Origin of the sequence: Henriciella barbarensis, assembly GCF_003576345.1 — a bacterium.
Classification (GTDB): Bacteria; Pseudomonadota; Alphaproteobacteria; order Caulobacterales; family Hyphomonadaceae; genus Henriciella; species Henriciella barbarensis.
On the sequence record NZ_QWGB01000005.1, the window covers coordinates 1,553,608 to 1,568,463 of the forward strand.

Here is a 14,856-nt window from a genome sequence, read left to right on the forward strand (position 1 = left end):
AAGCGGCTCACCCGAAAGACGGGCTTTTCAAGGCCGAAAAATCCTTGACGCCGGTTGCAGCCTGAAAATCACAATGGCGGCCTAGGGCCGCGCGCGATCAATCAGTCTCTGGGCCGCGAGAATTACAGGGCGATCGATCATTTTTCCGTTAAACAGCACCACACCCCCATCCGCGGCTTCGAGGGCGCTGAGGATGCCTTTTGCATTTGCCAGCTCTTCTGCAGTCGGTACGTAGACCTCATTGACTGGTTCGACCTGGTCTGGATGGATGCATGCGCGTCCGCTATAGCCGAGCCGGCGCGACTGACTGCTTGTTTCAATCAGTTGGGCATTGTTCGATACGTCCAGCATAGGCGCATCGTATGCCGGAATGGCAGCCGTTCCACACGCTGCGGAAATCACGCTTCTTGCATGGAGCAGCGCGTCCCAGTCGTCCAGATCGGCGCCAAGACTTGCAGAAAAATCGACGCCGCCAAACAATATTCCGCAAGGGCTTCTGGAAGCGATCTCATGGGCATGGTGCAGTCCTCTGCCGCATTCGATTATCGCCAGGATGCGCTCGCAGCCCGTTGCCTCCGAAACGATTTCAAGATCAATATCAGTTTGCGATTTGGGCACCATGATGAAAGCCGGGCGCAAGCCTGATGCGGCGAGCGCTGCGAGATCCGCATTACCTTCGGGCGTGCGAGGTGAATTGATGCGCAATCCGACGTCCACGCCTTTGGAGTTATTTGCCAGCCAGACCAAAGCAGTTTCGCGTGCTGCTGCCTTCCGAGAGGGCTGCACGGCGTCTTCGAGATCAATAATTATAGCGTCAGCACCAGCGCGCGCAGCCTTGTCGAACCTGTCCTCACGCGTGCCCGGCACGAAAAGAAGGCTGCGATAGGTTGGAAGCCGCGTCATGATAGATGATCCTGGAATTCGCCGCGTTCGAATGCCTCTTTAAGTTTGAATCGCTGTATCTTGCCTGAGCCCGTCAGCGGCCAATCCTCGACCCATACCCAAAAAGCAGGTGTTTTTTGCGGGGACAGGCGTTCGCGCACGAAGGCTTTGAGAGCCGCCCCGTCCGGTCGGTCGTCGCCATGACTTCGCATGAAACACGCGACTTGTTCGCCCCATTTTTCGTCAGCGACACCCACAATGGCGATTTCGTCGATCGCTTCATGTTCAAGGAGCGCATTTTCAATTTCGGCTGGAAACAGGTTCTCGCCGCCCCGGATGATCATCTCTTTGACCCGGCCGGTGATGCGAAGGTAGCCGCGTTTATCCATCCGGCCGAGGTCTCCGGTGTGAAGCCAGCCCTCCTCATCGATGGCGGCTGCGGTTGCTTCAGGGTTTTCGTTGTATCCCAACATGACCTGATAGCCACGACAGCAAATTTCGCCCTGTTCACCGATGGGCAACACGGTATTGTCCGACGGCGAGCGAACCGAAACTTCGGTATAGGGCACCGGCTGGCCTATCGTCTGAGTGAGGTCTTCGATCGTGTCGTCATACCAAGCCTGTGTGATAACCGGTGATGACTCGGTCTGCCCATAAACGATCTGGATCGGCGCGCCGAAGACATCGTGGGCTTTCCGACAGAGATCTGGCGAGACCATCGACCCTCCCGCCATAATCCGGGACGTCGACGAGACATCGCGGCCGCTTCGTTTAATCTCGTCTATCAGTGCAACGAGCATGGTCGGCACACCAAGCACAAAATCCGTTCTTTCACGTTCCATCACCTTGGCGATCATGGGAGGGTCAAACTGTTTGGCCAGCAGGATCGTCGAGCCGACGCCAAGACCGCCAAGCACAAGGATGGCGCATCCCGTGGTATGGAAAAGGGGCAGGTGATGCACAAATGAGTCGCCTGGCTTCATGCCACCGCGCGTCATCGCGTCAATCCCGTTTCGAACCAGCCCGTTGTGATGCAACAAGGCGCCTTTCGGAAACCCGGTCGTGCCTGATGTGTACTGAATCTGCGCTGGATCTTCAGGTTTTGTCTGACGTTTATGAGGCTTGGTGTCGTCGGCGTAGAGCGCTGCATGGTCGGTCAGAAGAATACGGTGCTTGATCGCGGGGATCTGGTCACAAACTGAGTCTGCAATCTCCTTCATCGGATTGCCGCGAAATTCATCAACATAGTAAATCGCTTCAGCCCGTGACTGCTGGAGAACATATTCCAATTCCCGCTTCTGGTACGCGGGATTGACCGTCACCAAGGTTGCGCCGGCCAGACCGCAGGCCAGCTCAAGCAGAATCCATTCGGGAATATTGTTGGCGTAGATCGCGACACGTGCACCTTGCGCGTGCCGCGCCGCGATGGCGTTGGCGAGGCGCTCGCAATCGGCAATCAGCTCTGCATAGGTCCATACGCGTTCGATTTCCCCGCCGGAGCCAAGCTCTTTGAGGGCAGGCCGGTCCGGAGCAGCCGCGCAGGAGGCGCGCAACATCTCACCAATGGTCTGAGGGTCCGGTAGAGGCAAACCTTGAGCGGGGAAAAAAGATTCCTTCAAATCGACCTGATACATTGGACCCTCAATTTTTTAACACTGTTTTTATTAATCCTACACCGACTCAAATTTGGCGCAATGAGGGAGTTGTTTTGATAGAGGTATTGTCAGCGGAACAGGTGGATTTTGCTGGCAGGACGACCCGGAGTGAGCGCCGAAAGCCAACATATCGATCTGCTTCACATGCACCGCATTATGCAACCGGTATTCGATCACTTACCCCCGACGATCCTCAGTACCGGTCGGAGCTGTCGCAGACTTCCAGTTTTGAAAGGACACTTTCAAGACCTTGAGCAAGCGGATCCATCTGCATCAGCTTTTCCTCTGCCCACCGGATCCAGGTCTCCAGATCCTGCTCGCCCGCGGATAGAGTGTGCTGTTTTGGTGCCTGCTGAAGCGCGCCTATGAAGCCTCGCAGCCGCGTGCTGTCCTCCCAGTTTCGCGCCATCTCCCTGAACGCTTCCCAGCGCCTGGCATCAAGACGAGCCAGCCGCTCCTTCTCGGCACGTTCAGCTTGCTCCTTCTCGAATTGTCTTTGCCATTCTTCTCTGGCCTTGCGTTGCTCAACCAGGAGCGGCCCTGTCGCCATCACATGAGCGATGAACTTAGGCAGGAGATCTTCAGCGCGCCGGCTCTCAGTCTCTATGAAATCACGCCCACTGAAGCTCCAGGAATTGATTGTAAAGCGGAGAAAGCCGGAAGGAGCGAGATTCGAATTGAAGAACTCCGGCCAAGCCGTCCAGCCCTGGTCATGGGACTGGACATGCTTCTGCAACATTTTCTCAATGATCGTGCACTCGACGGTTTCTCCACATATTACGAGCGCGGGTTTTCCCCGAAGTTCGCCGGATTTAGCGGATGCGCCAAGCTTTTCCATGGCTTTCAGAAACGCGCTTGTGACGAGAAAGCGATACCGATCCCTTTCTGTAAGGTCTTCGCGTAGCCGAGGTGCGAACCAGTCATTCCTGCGATTTCGACTTTCGCGTAGCTGTCTGGCTTGGTCCTGCTTGTGCGCGGCGACCCATTCAGCGACGATGGGGTGCAGGCTATGGAACGTCCTGGGGATTTCGACAGGGCTCAGCTCTCGTTCGATATCTTCCGCCTGGGCTTTCGCTCCCATTGCTGGGTCTGAGGGCTGTTCAGTCGCTCTGATATAGATGTATCTCGGCGCAGGACTGTCTGTTTGCGGCAGTGGGGTTTTCCTCACGCGCTTGTTCGCTTCGAGCTTAGCCCAATAGCCTCGTCCCGGTGTTGGAATCTCGTGACGATCACAGATCTTGGTCAGGCCACGATCCGATATACCAAGCTTTGGCGCGAGGAGGCTGACGGGTTTTGTCCAGACCAAGTCATAAAGTTCTTCGCGGGTGTATCGCTTTTCCGCTGTCATTCAGCTGGCCTCCCTTGGAAACTGCAAAGGCTAGGCATGGACCCCATCTAGAGGACCCGTGCCAGACATGCTGACAAGATTGGAACAAAGTTAGAACAACCTCAAGCGCACCAGAGCGGAATTTCAAGCCGCTGAGCTTAGTCATGCCCGCAAGCGTCGAGCACCTTACCCACTTCAGCCGTCGAGCCTCGGACGCTGAACACCTGCGTGTCGCTTCCGGATTTCACAACGACCCTGGTCTTGGCCTGTCTGACCTGGCGGGCGAATGCGAGGCCCGGTTCGTCATAGACGGCTGCTCCGCCGTGCTCCAAGTTTTCCCAGGCTTCACTGACAGGAGCGTTGTCGTCCACGCGCCATGTGACCGTTCGATAGTCTCCAAACTCGACATCGAAATAGGTCGTGGTCGCGCCAGCATAGATGGTGCCGTTCGTGCAGCCGATAAATAGCGCGATGTAGTCATTGGCCTGGGTAACGGCGATCACTGATTTTTCGTCTGTTATAGGATCGGTCTGGACAACCGACTGCCATGGACCGGACTGGGCCATGGCAGCACCGGAGGCGACAAGAGCGGCAATAGAAACAGCAAGAATACGCATAAGAAAATCTCCCTGAGGTTGCGATGGCTCAGGGATAGCTCGAAGCTGTTTATCTTATGTTACTTATAGTCTGTAGATTTATATTGGTCGGGGCGGCTTCGCTGCCGTCATGGATATACGGCGGCTCATCGGCAACAATCTCAAGGAAGTCCGCCAGGCGCGCGGGCTGTCGCAGGAGGCGCTGGCGCTCGAGTGCGGCCTGCACCGGACCTATATCAGCGGCATTGAAAGAGGGGCGCGCAATCCAACCGCGCTGACGCTGGAATTGCTCGCGATCACGCTCGATGTGAAGCCGTCCGCCTTTCTTGCCCATTGGAAAAAGCCACCTTCGGCGGATCGCTGAATATTAATTGACGAAGAAACTAGTGCATAAAAAACAATGTATTAGTGTATTGACGTGGCAATTATTGGCATCTAGATAGACAAGTGCGATGGACGCATTCTGATCGAGCATGAGCGGATAAGGGCGGACGTTTCAAGGGATACAAATAGGGCAATTTCAACCGCTTCGAAGGAAGCGGCGAGAGCCTTGTGTGCCCTGGTTGCATTCGCTGTCGCCTGCCTTCTTTGAAGCCCCAACTTCAAGGAGGCTCTCATGCCTTATGAAAACACCTCGCCACAGGTCCGCAACCTGACCGGCTCCAACTCCCTCGCCCTGGTCGAGGTTAACCTCGCCGATATCAAATCCCCCGAGCGCACACTTCGTCGGCATTCCGACAAGCAACTCGCCAAGCTTGCCCGCAGCATAGAGACGTTCGGATGGGTGAGCCCTATCCTGATCGACCGGAAGAACCGGCTGATTGCCGGCGAGGCCCGGGTCGAGGCAGCAAAGCGTCTTGGGCTCACCCAGGCACCGGCCATACGCGTCGAGCATCTGAGCGAGGCCGAGATCCGCGCCTATCGCATTGCTGACAACAAGCTCGCCGAAGCGGGTGAATGGGACGAAGAGCTGCTCCGCCTTGAACTCCAGGAAATCGAGATCCTCGGCTTTGATCTCGAGCTTACCGGGTTCGAGACTCCGGAAATCGACATCCTGTTTGCCGGAGAGGAGGGCGGCGCTGATCCGGCCGATACGGTAGACGCGGACGCCCTGTCCGGCCCGGCTGTCTCGCAGCCCGGGGATGTCTGGCAGATCGGGCCGCACCGCCTCATCTGCGGCGATGCCCTGCTGCCCGAGACATATCAGGCTCTGCTGCAAGGTGAGGTCGCAGACATGGTCTTCACCGACCCGCCCTATAATGTCCCAGTCAAGGGCCATATGGGCGGCCTCGGCGCGGTCCAGCACCGGGAGTTCGTGATGGCGTCCGGCGAAATGACGCCCGAACAGTTTCGGGGGTTCCTGCGATCGAGCATGGAAAGGGCGCGTGAGGCAACCCGTCCGGGCGGCGTCATCTTCGCCTGCATGGACTGGCGCTCCATCGCTCCGCTCGTGGATGTGAGCGAGGAGGCCGGTCTCGAGCTTCTCAATCTCTGTGTCTGGAACAAGACCAATGGCGGCATGGGGTCGCTCTACCGCTCCAAGCATGAGCTTATCCTCGTCGCGCGTGTTTCCGGCGCCGCCCATACCAACAATGTTGACCTCGGCCGGTATGGCCGCAACCGGACCAATGTGTGGGATTATCCGGGGGCCAATACGCCGGGCGGGCAGATGGCCGATCTCAAGCTGCACCCGACCGTCAAACCCGTCGCACTCGTCGCCGATGCGATCCAGGACGTTTCGAAACGCGGCGATAGTGTCCTCGATCTCTTTGGTGGGGCCGGGACGACGCTCATCGCGGCGGAACGGACCGGTCGCAAGGCCAGGCTGATCGAACTTGATCCGCTCTATGTCGATACGACGATCCGCCGTGTCGAAGCGGTCTGCGGGCTCACAGCGACGCTTGAGGAAACCGGTGAAGCGTTCGAGGTGGTCGAAGCGCGACGGACAAATGCCGTCGCCACCCTTGAAGCACCACCCGTAATCCGCACGCGGACGCGCACGCCACCAACAGTGTTTTCCGAAACGGGGAGGGCAGGCTAATGGCGATCAGACCGATCAACGACCCGAGAGTGCGCATGCGCAAAGCGCCTGAGCCGAAAGAAGAGGTTGGCTATGGAAAGCCGCCCAAACACAGCCGGTTCAAACCCGGCCAGAGCGGCAATCCGAAAGGGCGGCCCAAAGGGGCGAAGAGCCAGAAGACAATCGTTTTCGAAACGCTGCTGACCCCCATCGACTATGTTGAGAACGGTGTGCGCCGGAAAGCCAGTCGGCTGGAACTCATATTCAAACGAATGGTGGAAAAAGCGCTCAAAGGGGATCTGCGGGCCGCCGAGCGACTCATATCGATGTATGCGACCCTTGAGGAAGGCGATCGCCAAACTGATGCAGCCAGCCCAGCATCAGAAATCGACATTGAAGCCGAAGACGAGGCCATTCTGAAGGAAGCGTGGGAACTCTTTTCAAAGAAGGGAGACCGTCATGAATGACGCACGAACACTTGCCGCTCTGCAGCGCCAGTCGCTCTACTTCTTCGTCCAGAAGGCATTTTCAAAACTACACCCCGGCGTGGAGTTTGTCCGCAACTGGCATATCATGGCGATCTGCAAGGCGCTTGAGGATGTCTATGAGGGAAGGATGACCCGTCTTCTCATCACGGTGCCACCCCGCCATCTGAAATCGATCTGCACTGCGGTTGGCTTCTGTGCCTGGGCCCTCGGGCGCAATCCTGCGCTGAAGATTATCACGGCGAGCTATGGTGGCCAGCTTGCCAATGAGCTGTCGCATCAGTTCCGCACAGTGGTTGAAACGGATTGGTACCAGCAGCTCTTTCCGTCGATGCGTATCAATCCACGCGCCAATCGAGCCGCGGAAATCAAAACCACTCGACAGGGCGGCCGACTGGCTGTCGCCCGTGGCGGGTCTGTGACCGGCTTCGGGGCCGACATCCTGATCGTCGATGATCTTCTCAAGGCCGATGAAGGTCGATCAGACACTGAGCGAGAAAATGCCCGGGAATTCTTCCAGGGTTCACTGCTCTCGCGCCTTAATGTCCGGCGCACGGGTCGTGTCATCGTCATTCAGCAGCGCCTTCATGAGGATGATCTGGCCGGCAACCTCATTCTGGGCGGCGAGTACACGCACCTCAACCTGCCGTCGATTGCTGCAGAGCCGGGAGTTTTCAATCTTGGCTTTGATCAGGTGCATCGCCGCGAGGTCGGAGATGTGCTTTTTCAGGCGCGCGAGCCTCGTGAGGAGCTTGAGCGCATGCGGCGCGAGATGGGGGAGTTCGCCTTCAATGCCCAGTACCTGCAGAATCCGACCCGGCCAGGCGGCGGACACATCCGGTGGGAGTGGTTTCCGCGTTTTGATGATAACCCGCCACGAACGGCATACCAGCAAGTCGTGCAGAGCTGGGATACCGGCATGTCGGCAGCGCCCGACAGTGACCCAAGCGTCTGTCTGAGTTTTGGATATCGCAATCACGCTTGGGATCTGCTGGACGTGTTTCGCCAGCGTCTGGACTTCCCGGACCTCAAACAGGCCATACTGAGGCAGCAGCAGCACTGGCATGCCGATAGAGTGGTGATCGAGCGCGCATCGTCGGGAATCTCCCTTCTGCAGGACCTCAGGCGAGGGCCCGGTATGCGATCACGGTACTTTGGATTCCAGCCCAGGCTCGACAAGGAGGACCGCATGATCGGAGAAACAATCAAGCTCGCTGAAGGGTTTGTCAGGCTTCCGGAAGACGCTTCCTGGCTTGCGGAGCTTCGCCATGAACTCCTGGGGTTTCCCAACGCCCGGCACGATGATCAGGTCGATGCGCTCAGCCAGTTTCTCGCGCACATATCACTGCGGGCGACGTGGCTTGAGCCTGATAGAGTGCGGGAACGGCGTTCGATGCAGCGGCGCGCAAGATGATGCAGCCGAGCATAGCGGTTGGCGTAATGGTGGCCTTGAAATGAAAGAAACATGGGGCGGCTACCGAGAAGCGTGTCACTTATCGAGGCCGCTTCGCATAGTGGCCCCTTATGCAATCTAGACCGCTTACCGGCTGCTACGGGCGCAAAAGCGGTCGTTAGATAGTCATAAGCCTCCACGTAGTGTCGTTATCCTTGAAGGTCAACGTAAACACCGATTTGCTCAGTGTAGTGAGCATTTAGAATAAGTTACGCGATGTTTTTGGGAGCCATTTTGAACGGGCCTCAAAATATCATATGAAACTTGACATGTCGGAATATCCGACACATATGGGAGAAAGGTCGGAAAAATAGACGGGTATGATATGTCGTTTCCAAAAGCAGAATTAGAGCGCGCGATCCGCGACGAAATAAAGTCGATAAAGGATGAAGCAATCAAACGCGGCAACAGCGGCTCAAAGGGCTCTTGGGAACCCGAAATTGATTCGCTTAACGCACTCAGAATTTCACTGCGAATTGAAGACGAAATCAGCGTGACAATCGCCGAAGACAAAATCCCGGCTGGGGGATTTTCCGACGCAGAAAGCTGCGTAACGGCCTTCCTTAAAGAGGCTGAGCAAGCGTGGGCGACAGCAAAAGCGCAGGAGGAGGTGTAAAATGAGTGACGTAAAAATGGGTTTCGCCGGCCCGGAAAACGAAAAAGAACGATTGCAACGTAAACTGAAGGAGGCCCGAGAATACTTGGGCATGAGTCAGGCAAAAGTTGCTGAATTTTTACAAATTCAGCGTTCCGCAGTATCTGAAATTGAAAGTGGTAAAAGAGCGATCAGCGCATTGGAGCTTCGGCAACTAGCGCGTCTATACCAAAAACCAACTTCATGGTTCACTGATGAAGTCGTTGAAGGTGTTCCAGCAGATGTTGAGTTTTTAGCGCGAACCGCGACCGAGCTATCTCAAACGGATCGCGGTGAACTCCAGAAATTTGCTGAATTTCTAAAAGCAAAATCGAAGGTCGGCGATGGCAATCCGTAATGACCGTATAGCCATTATGAGAGGTATGCGGGCGGCCATGCGCCTGCATCGCGACCTCGCAACGCCAGACAGGCTTCGAGAGTCTATGCGTGTGGACGTATTCGACGCTATCTCGCGCTCCGGAGCGATGTTGATGTTTCAACCGCTAGACAAACTGCTGGGCGCCTACATGAACGAGGACGGTGAGCGTGGCATCATAATCACAACGCAGCGTCCAATAGGCGTGCAACGCTTCACCGCAGGGCATGAACTTGGTCACATGATTATGAACCACACGCCTCATGCAGACGATGATAACATATTGAGGCGAACGCCTGTTGCAGGCGGGAGCTATAGCAAAGTGCCCGTTCAGGAGCGCGAGGCGGATGCATTTGCATCGCATTTTGTGTTGCCTCGATTTTTGATCGAGAAGCATCACCACGCCAATGAGTTAACGGGCCGCGACTATGAGAACCCTCAAACGGTTTATCAAGCGTCACTGCGATTTGGAGCAAGTTACTCTGCAACACTTTTGGCTTTTGAGAGGGAGAATTTGATTTCCGCTACGCTGCGGCGAGATCTGAAGAAGGTCCAGCCGAAGTCGCTGAAAGAAGAACTCGTTGACGATTTTCAAGTCGATGGCTGGGCTCATCGGGATGTTTGGCGCCTGACCGAAAGAGATGAAGGCGGGACCATCGAAGCAAACCGCAATGACCTGTTTTTGTTGAAACTGGAGGAACATAAGAGCTCCGGTTACCTTTGGACATTTGATGAGTTGCAGGATGCCGGTTTTGTGGTGCTGAAAGATGAGTGCAATGCGCTTCATCCGCAAAACTTGGGCGGCAACAGTCGTCGATTTATTCTCGGTGATCCAAGCCGGCTTTCTGAGGGGCAATACACATTGCGCGAAACCAAGTCGTGGGACCCGGATGATGAACCAAAGTCATTCAGCTTCACATACACCAACACGGTTTCGCGTGACCCCGGGCTATACGAGCCGCAACGCGATCGGTTGTTGCGTCTTAGATGAGCAAGATCAAAGTGCATACGGATCTACGGGCAAGTTTTGCTGGTGTAGGCAATCAGGGGCGCAGACCAACCTGCTTGGCTTTCGCGACGACATCAGCGCACGAGGCATTGCACAGGTGTGCCGACCCGCTTTGCATCGAATGGCTTTACTATCACGCTGTAAAGTACGCGGGTGATCCGCCAAATGCGGGCTCCACCCTGCAGTCCACGCGTCATGTACTGATCAAAAATGGCCAGCCTGATGAATCATTCTGGCCCTATGTGCCATCAAATGTTGATTCCGATCACTGGAAACCGCCAACACCTGCTCCTGAGCAACTTTTTCATGCCAAAACTTTGGATGTCAGCTCAGCTTTTTCGGAGATTTCCACGAACTTGGGCCAAGGCGAAGCGTCGATCATTGGACTGAATATCGGGACCGCTTTTCTCAATGTTGACCGCTCAACCGGCGACGCCGTTGTTCCGGATGAAACAGAGCACCCGTCCCAAGGTGCAGGTCATGCCTTGCTGGCCGTTGGAAGCGGCGAACTAGGCAACACCAGTTACCTCCTCATCCGAAACTCTTGGGGAGCGCGTTGGGGAGACAATGGACATGCGTGGATCAGCGAAAGCCACATTCGCGATAGATGGATGGGCGGCTTTCGCCTTCAGGAGATTTAGATGCAAAGTTATTACAACCCGATGCAGCCAAGCAATTCTTGTGCAAGTGCATGGCTCGACGCGGCGCGACGTTTGCGAGATGATGGACCACAATACGGTTTGATCTTGCATATCGCAGACCCTGTTGCTCATTCAGAAAGCGATCATGAACTCATTGCGGCCGTCGATGAGTTTTTGCGAGCGCACAAGTCATTTCCCATTTCGACTGTGGCAAATACGATTTTTCCGGAAGAGCTATACGTCCCCGGAGACCGTCAGCTTCTCTATGACCGCTATGAACGCCAGTTTCCGCGGATAAAGAAAGCTGTCCCGGACTGGGGACGGTATTTCCATCGAATGATTTCCTGGAAGAAAGGCCGGGACGGTTCAACAGAAAATCAGTTGGAGACAATGATTGAGAACCTTTCAAAGTTCGGACCTGCTCGGGACGACGTAATCAATCGTTATCACATGTACGAACTCAGCCTGTTCCATCCTGTTCGTGACGCCAACAAATTCCGTGGTCGACAGTGTCTAAGCTTCATTGAAATCAAACCGGAACTGGACGGAGAGAAGGTGCGGCTCCACATGACGGCGCTCTATCGAAGCCACTTTTATGTTGCGAAAACGCTTGGCAACTTGATCGGCCTTGGAAGACTGCTGAACTTCATAGCCCGGGAAGCGGGCCACGAACCCGGCACGCTCACCATTCATTCCACATTCGCCGAATTGGATACCGGAATCACGGATTCCAAACGCGGAAGCAAGGCTTGGAACAAGAGCGGCACCAAGGAACTAATCGCAGATTGTGAGAAAATAATGAGTGGCGCAAGAGCCGATACAGCAGCTTAGAGAATACACACGACCATGCAAATTGTTCAATATACAGCCTTCATAAACCGGTCAGATCAATTTGCCGATCTTCCTAATGATGTTCGTAAAAAAATCAATATTCAGGGATTGATGAGCGAGATTGGTTCCGTCGTTTCTGCGATAAAGAAAGAGACGCTACGAGAGGGCGGCGCTCTTAACTCTGCCGTTGCTCGGGCGGAACTGGAAGAAGAACTTGGTGATGTCATGTGGTATGCTTTTTCTCTTGCTCGCCAAGAATTTTCTGGAACGGACACTGACCTGCTTAAAAATGACATTGAGAAATTGGTCCGGGAGGTTGGTAACAATAACGAGCGTGGGTCGCGCATTAGGGAGGTTTTGTCACCAGAACGCGCAGCAGAATTTCTGGATGCTGCCGCAAACCTGCCACCCTTGGAGACGCGAACTTTTGGCGATTACCAGAAAGTCGCCTTCAATACGGCAAGAACCGATGACGATACGTTGCTAACTGTCTGTTCGGCAGTGCTTTCCCAGCTTGGCGCTCAGTTAATGCGTCACACGTTGCCAGACGTCGAGCTGGAGCTGAACACACAACTTCAGGACAGAGATATTAGCGCAATTCTCGGAGCAATAGCATGGCATGTCGCAGCAGTTGCATCACTCTACTCCATTTCGCTGGACGCGGTTGCTCAAAAGAACGTGGAGAAGAATAGATTCCGACGACCGAGTGGTCCCCCGACTCCGCTCCATGACGAGGCGGACCCGGAAGAAGAACAATTACCGAGATATATGGAGATTGATATTGTCTCGGTCAGTGACACCGTTTCGGAAATGCGTTGGCAAGGGGACCCGTTTGGTGATCAGCTAAAAGACAATGCATATGAACCGGATGGATATCGATTTCATGATGTGATGCATCTTGCCAACGCCGCTCATCTTGGATGGTCGCCTGTTCTTAGAAAATTGATCCGCACGAAGCGCGAAAGTGACAAGACTGTTGATGAAGTCGAAGACGGAGGACGTGCCGCGGTCGTTGAGGAGGCAATTGTTAAGGTAATTCACTGTGAAGCCGCGCGAGTTGCAGGTCTCCGACAGCCTGACGTGCTTGCGGAAAATCGAACGTTATTTCCGGAAGACGAAACGATCCCGTTTTCACTATTGAAGCTGGTGCATCAGTTATCGATCGGGCACGAGCCGTTTACGAACAAATATTGGGAATGGGAAAACGCCATTAGGGATGGCTACAAACTGTTCCAGTTGTTCCGCGAACATAAAGAGGGGCGTGTCGTCGTCGATTTGAAAGCGAGATCCGTCGAATTTAAGCCGATTGTCTAAACTGTTCTCCGGAAATTTTATCATTCACATTCCAATCCGGTGGATACCATGGAAGTTGAGGTCGGCTCGCTGGTGTGAACTTTTGCTTTATTCTTGTTCTGCCAGAAACGCCCGGCACGTCTGGATGTGACACGCGAGAATATTTGGAAATTTCACAAAAGAGGTTTTGGCAATCGATAAGTTGGAGAGGTCGTCCCCACAAATCATCAAAATGCAGTGTCAATTCCTCGAAATATCGATGCTGGTTCTCCGCCATATGTCTAATTATAGATGAATGGGACAATGATTTCGTATCTTTGAAACACTTCGATATCCCATCAATTGCGCCAGGACCGGCAACCACGAACTCCATCTCTGAGAAGTTAATCAGAGGGCTGTAGTTCAAATCTGTTGTAAACTGGAATGCCAAAAAGGGCCCGATTGACGGGGCCGATAACAATAGTTCGTAAGAGCTCTCCATGGACGAAGAATTGGATAGTTTGTTATGAAATTTCTCGTCTATCATCCATCGCAAAAGCTGCAGATGATTTGAATGCTTACGTCTATACCCAAAGACTCGTCCTGCTGACGGCATGATATACGCCGCTGAATAATTCCTAATCCCCTCATCCTGTCTTCCAGACAGAAACTTGTCTGCGGCTTCGAATGAAAAATCTTCGAATGTCAGGGGGCCGAACTCGCCTTCCAATGCAACCCAAGTTTCAATCTTGTTGAATAGCTTGAAGAGCATTATGCGGAAAAAAATGTTCGTATCGTCACTAGGCAGATCATCACGATAAATGACTTGTGAAATCAGATACTGACTGACCCTATCAGAGGCTCGGTAAGCATTGGTGAAGCGATAAGTAGAGAGAATTGGATCTTCGGTGAAGACAGAACTGTTTGCCCCCGCGATGCGTTTCTTGAAAATTTTCTGTCGCTCGGTCGCAAAGTACCAGTATGCAGAGAACACCGGAGTTACAGCAAGATCATATCCCTCAACTTCGATCGATTCGATGATAGGTAATTTGCTCCAGGGCAATGACTCCTGTCGGTCAATATTTATTTGGAACAGTTCCGGTTGCCCAATAATCATTTGGATACCTTATCCATATGCCAAAAAAGAGGTGTACCTCAGGCAATCCATAACGTGTTAATTCGTTGCTACTCGCAAGCAAAGATTCTTGGCGTATAATCCGTGTGCTCACGGAGACTGATGTTCCAGCTCACTCGATGCGATCAGATCGCTCGGAGAATCCTGAGTTTGACAACAACACCTAATGACTGGTTTCGGGAACAAGCAGTCTCACTGTGTCTGGACTAACACGCCATTTGGAGCATTCGTCGGGTCATGGCTCGAAACGACCTCCCGAAGAAGCTCATGGCGGATGTCACCATGGCGCTGGAAGACGCGCATGAGGCGGCTGTCCAGGCCCAGTCGCCGAAACTTTGTGGGTTGATGTTTGAACGGCTGGCCGCGCTTGCGATCGCGAATGCACGAAAGGCGATAGAACTCGCAGAGAGTGCTCTGGAAGCCCATCGGAAAAATCGGCCGGACAGCTGACTTTCGACTGGACTTCAGCGCGCAACAGAGCGTCAGTGTGCAAGCGCCACAATAGAAAGACCGCGCTGCCCGCACCTTCGGCCAGGTCGG

At 54.2% G+C, this 14,856-nt stretch carries 16 protein-coding genes; 11 read left to right on the forward strand and 5 right to left on the reverse strand.

Annotated elements, in window-relative coordinates; translation table 11 throughout:
• Positions 1 to 81: 81 nt before the first annotated feature.
• The 4 genes from D1224_RS10640 to D1224_RS10655 form a co-directional block, all read right to left on the reverse strand.
• Entirely contained in the window at positions 82 to 903 is an 822-nt protein-coding gene (locus D1224_RS10640) for an HpcH/HpaI aldolase/citrate lyase family protein (RefSeq protein WP_119379845.1), read from the reverse strand.
• Entirely contained in the window at positions 900 to 2,516 is a 1,617-nt protein-coding gene (locus tag D1224_RS10645; RefSeq protein ID WP_119379846.1) for a class I adenylate-forming enzyme family protein, read from the reverse strand. The genes D1224_RS10640 and D1224_RS10645 overlap by 4 nt, the downstream gene beginning before the upstream one ends.
• Positions 2,517 to 2,730: 214 nt before the next feature.
• Positions 2,731 to 3,885, reverse strand: coding sequence for a hypothetical protein (locus D1224_RS10650; protein WP_119379847.1), 1,155 nt, complete (start codon positions 3,883 to 3,885; stop codon positions 2,731 to 2,733).
• Between the two features lie 137 nt (positions 3,886 to 4,022).
• Positions 4,023 to 4,481, reverse strand: a complete 459-nt coding sequence (locus D1224_RS10655; RefSeq protein ID WP_119379848.1) for a hypothetical protein — start codon at positions 4,479 to 4,481, stop codon at positions 4,023 to 4,025.
• A gap of 109 nt (positions 4,482 to 4,590) precedes the next feature.
• Between D1224_RS10655 and D1224_RS10660 the strand changes: the two genes are divergently transcribed.
• The 10 genes from D1224_RS10660 (at position 4,591) to D1224_RS10705 (ending at position 13,223) form a co-directional block, all read left to right on the forward strand.
• Positions 4,591 to 4,824: a helix-turn-helix domain-containing protein gene (locus D1224_RS10660; RefSeq protein WP_119379849.1), complete on the forward strand. Its 234-nt coding sequence runs from the start codon at positions 4,591 to 4,593 to the stop codon at positions 4,822 to 4,824.
• A 252-nt stretch (positions 4,825 to 5,076) separates the two neighbouring features.
• Entirely contained in the window at positions 5,077 to 6,501 is a 1,425-nt protein-coding gene (locus tag D1224_RS10665; protein WP_119379850.1) for a site-specific DNA-methyltransferase, read from the forward strand.
• Positions 6,501 to 6,947: a DUF5681 domain-containing protein gene (locus D1224_RS10670; RefSeq protein WP_119379851.1), complete on the forward strand. Its 447-nt coding sequence runs from the start codon at positions 6,501 to 6,503 to the stop codon at positions 6,945 to 6,947. Before D1224_RS10665 ends, D1224_RS10670 begins: the two co-directional genes overlap by 1 nt.
• The gene (terL, locus tag D1224_RS10675; RefSeq protein ID WP_119379852.1) at positions 6,940 to 8,379 is read left to right on the forward strand and encodes a phage terminase large subunit; all 1,440 of its coding nucleotides are present in this window, start codon (positions 6,940 to 6,942) and stop codon (positions 8,377 to 8,379) included. The genes D1224_RS10670 and terL overlap by 8 nt, the downstream gene beginning before the upstream one ends.
• 364 nt (positions 8,380 to 8,743) lie before the next feature.
• Positions 8,744 to 9,034 (forward strand): hypothetical protein, encoded by a 291-nt coding sequence (locus D1224_RS10680; protein ID WP_119379853.1) that lies wholly within the window; start codon positions 8,744 to 8,746, stop codon positions 9,032 to 9,034.
• 1 nt (position 9,035) lies between these two features.
• Positions 9,036 to 9,410 carry a helix-turn-helix transcriptional regulator gene (locus D1224_RS10685; RefSeq protein ID WP_119379854.1) on the forward strand — a complete coding sequence of 125 codons (375 nt, stop codon included), beginning with the start codon at positions 9,036 to 9,038 and terminating at the stop codon, positions 9,408 to 9,410.
• A complete protein-coding gene (locus D1224_RS10690; protein WP_119379855.1) occupies positions 9,397 to 10,419 on the forward strand; it encodes an ImmA/IrrE family metallo-endopeptidase in 1,023 nt (340 codons plus the stop codon). The genes D1224_RS10685 and D1224_RS10690 overlap by 14 nt, the downstream gene beginning before the upstream one ends.
• Positions 10,416 to 11,078, forward strand: coding sequence for a C1 family peptidase (locus D1224_RS10695; RefSeq protein ID WP_119379856.1), 663 nt, complete (start codon positions 10,416 to 10,418; stop codon positions 11,076 to 11,078). Before D1224_RS10690 ends, D1224_RS10695 begins: the two co-directional genes overlap by 4 nt.
• Positions 11,079 to 11,909 carry a hypothetical protein gene (locus tag D1224_RS10700; RefSeq protein WP_147372371.1) on the forward strand — a complete coding sequence of 277 codons (831 nt, stop codon included), beginning with the start codon at positions 11,079 to 11,081 and terminating at the stop codon, positions 11,907 to 11,909.
• A 15-nt stretch (positions 11,910 to 11,924) separates the two neighbouring features.
• Positions 11,925 to 13,223, forward strand: coding sequence for a MazG nucleotide pyrophosphohydrolase domain-containing protein (locus D1224_RS10705; protein ID WP_119379858.1), 1,299 nt, complete (start codon positions 11,925 to 11,927; stop codon positions 13,221 to 13,223).
• Here D1224_RS10705 and D1224_RS10710 read toward each other — a convergent pair.
• A complete protein-coding gene (locus D1224_RS10710; RefSeq protein WP_182482241.1) occupies positions 13,207 to 14,298 on the reverse strand; it encodes a nucleotide kinase domain-containing protein in 1,092 nt (363 codons plus the stop codon). The genes D1224_RS10705 and D1224_RS10710 overlap by 17 nt on opposite strands.
• Positions 14,299 to 14,553: 255 nt before the next feature.
• Between D1224_RS10710 and D1224_RS10715 the strand changes: the two genes are divergently transcribed.
• Positions 14,554 to 14,766, forward strand: coding sequence for a hypothetical protein (locus D1224_RS10715; RefSeq protein ID WP_119379859.1), 213 nt, complete (start codon positions 14,554 to 14,556; stop codon positions 14,764 to 14,766).
• Positions 14,767 to 14,856 lie beyond the last annotated feature (90 nt).

What these genes read in the sequence shown, in the direction of transcription:
- D1224_RS10640 (WP_119379845.1), bottom strand. Translation starts at nt 903, where the DNA reads ATGACGCGGCTTCCAACCTATCGCAGCCTTCTTTTCGTGCCGGGCACG.
- D1224_RS10645 (WP_119379846.1), bottom strand. Translation starts at nt 2,516, where the DNA reads ATGTATCAGGTCGATTTGAAGGAATCTTTTTTCCCCGCTCAAGGTTTG.
- D1224_RS10650 (WP_119379847.1), bottom strand. Translation starts at nt 3,885, where the DNA reads ATGACAGCGGAAAAGCGATACACCCGCGAAGAACTTTATGACTTGGTC.
- D1224_RS10655 (WP_119379848.1), bottom strand. Translation starts at nt 4,481, where the DNA reads ATGCGTATTCTTGCTGTTTCTATTGCCGCTCTTGTCGCCTCCGGTGCT.
- D1224_RS10660 (WP_119379849.1), top strand. Translation starts at nt 4,591, where the DNA reads ATGGATATACGGCGGCTCATCGGCAACAATCTCAAGGAAGTCCGCCAG.
- D1224_RS10665 (WP_119379850.1), top strand. Translation starts at nt 5,077, where the DNA reads ATGCCTTATGAAAACACCTCGCCACAGGTCCGCAACCTGACCGGCTCC.
- D1224_RS10670 (WP_119379851.1), top strand. Translation starts at nt 6,501, where the DNA reads ATGGCGATCAGACCGATCAACGACCCGAGAGTGCGCATGCGCAAAGCG.
- terL (WP_119379852.1), top strand. Translation starts at nt 6,940, where the DNA reads ATGAATGACGCACGAACACTTGCCGCTCTGCAGCGCCAGTCGCTCTAC.
- D1224_RS10680 (WP_119379853.1), top strand. Translation starts at nt 8,744, where the DNA reads ATGTCGTTTCCAAAAGCAGAATTAGAGCGCGCGATCCGCGACGAAATA.
- D1224_RS10685 (WP_119379854.1), top strand. Translation starts at nt 9,036, where the DNA reads ATGAGTGACGTAAAAATGGGTTTCGCCGGCCCGGAAAACGAAAAAGAA.
- D1224_RS10690 (WP_119379855.1), top strand. Translation starts at nt 9,397, where the DNA reads ATGGCAATCCGTAATGACCGTATAGCCATTATGAGAGGTATGCGGGCG.
- D1224_RS10695 (WP_119379856.1), top strand. Translation starts at nt 10,416, where the DNA reads ATGAGCAAGATCAAAGTGCATACGGATCTACGGGCAAGTTTTGCTGGT.
- D1224_RS10700 (WP_147372371.1), top strand. Translation starts at nt 11,079, where the DNA reads ATGCAAAGTTATTACAACCCGATGCAGCCAAGCAATTCTTGTGCAAGT.
- D1224_RS10705 (WP_119379858.1), top strand. Translation starts at nt 11,925, where the DNA reads ATGCAAATTGTTCAATATACAGCCTTCATAAACCGGTCAGATCAATTT.
- D1224_RS10710 (WP_182482241.1), bottom strand. Translation starts at nt 14,298, where the DNA reads ATGATTATTGGGCAACCGGAACTGTTCCAAATAAATATTGACCGACAG.
- D1224_RS10715 (WP_119379859.1), top strand. Translation starts at nt 14,554, where the DNA reads ATGGCTCGAAACGACCTCCCGAAGAAGCTCATGGCGGATGTCACCATG.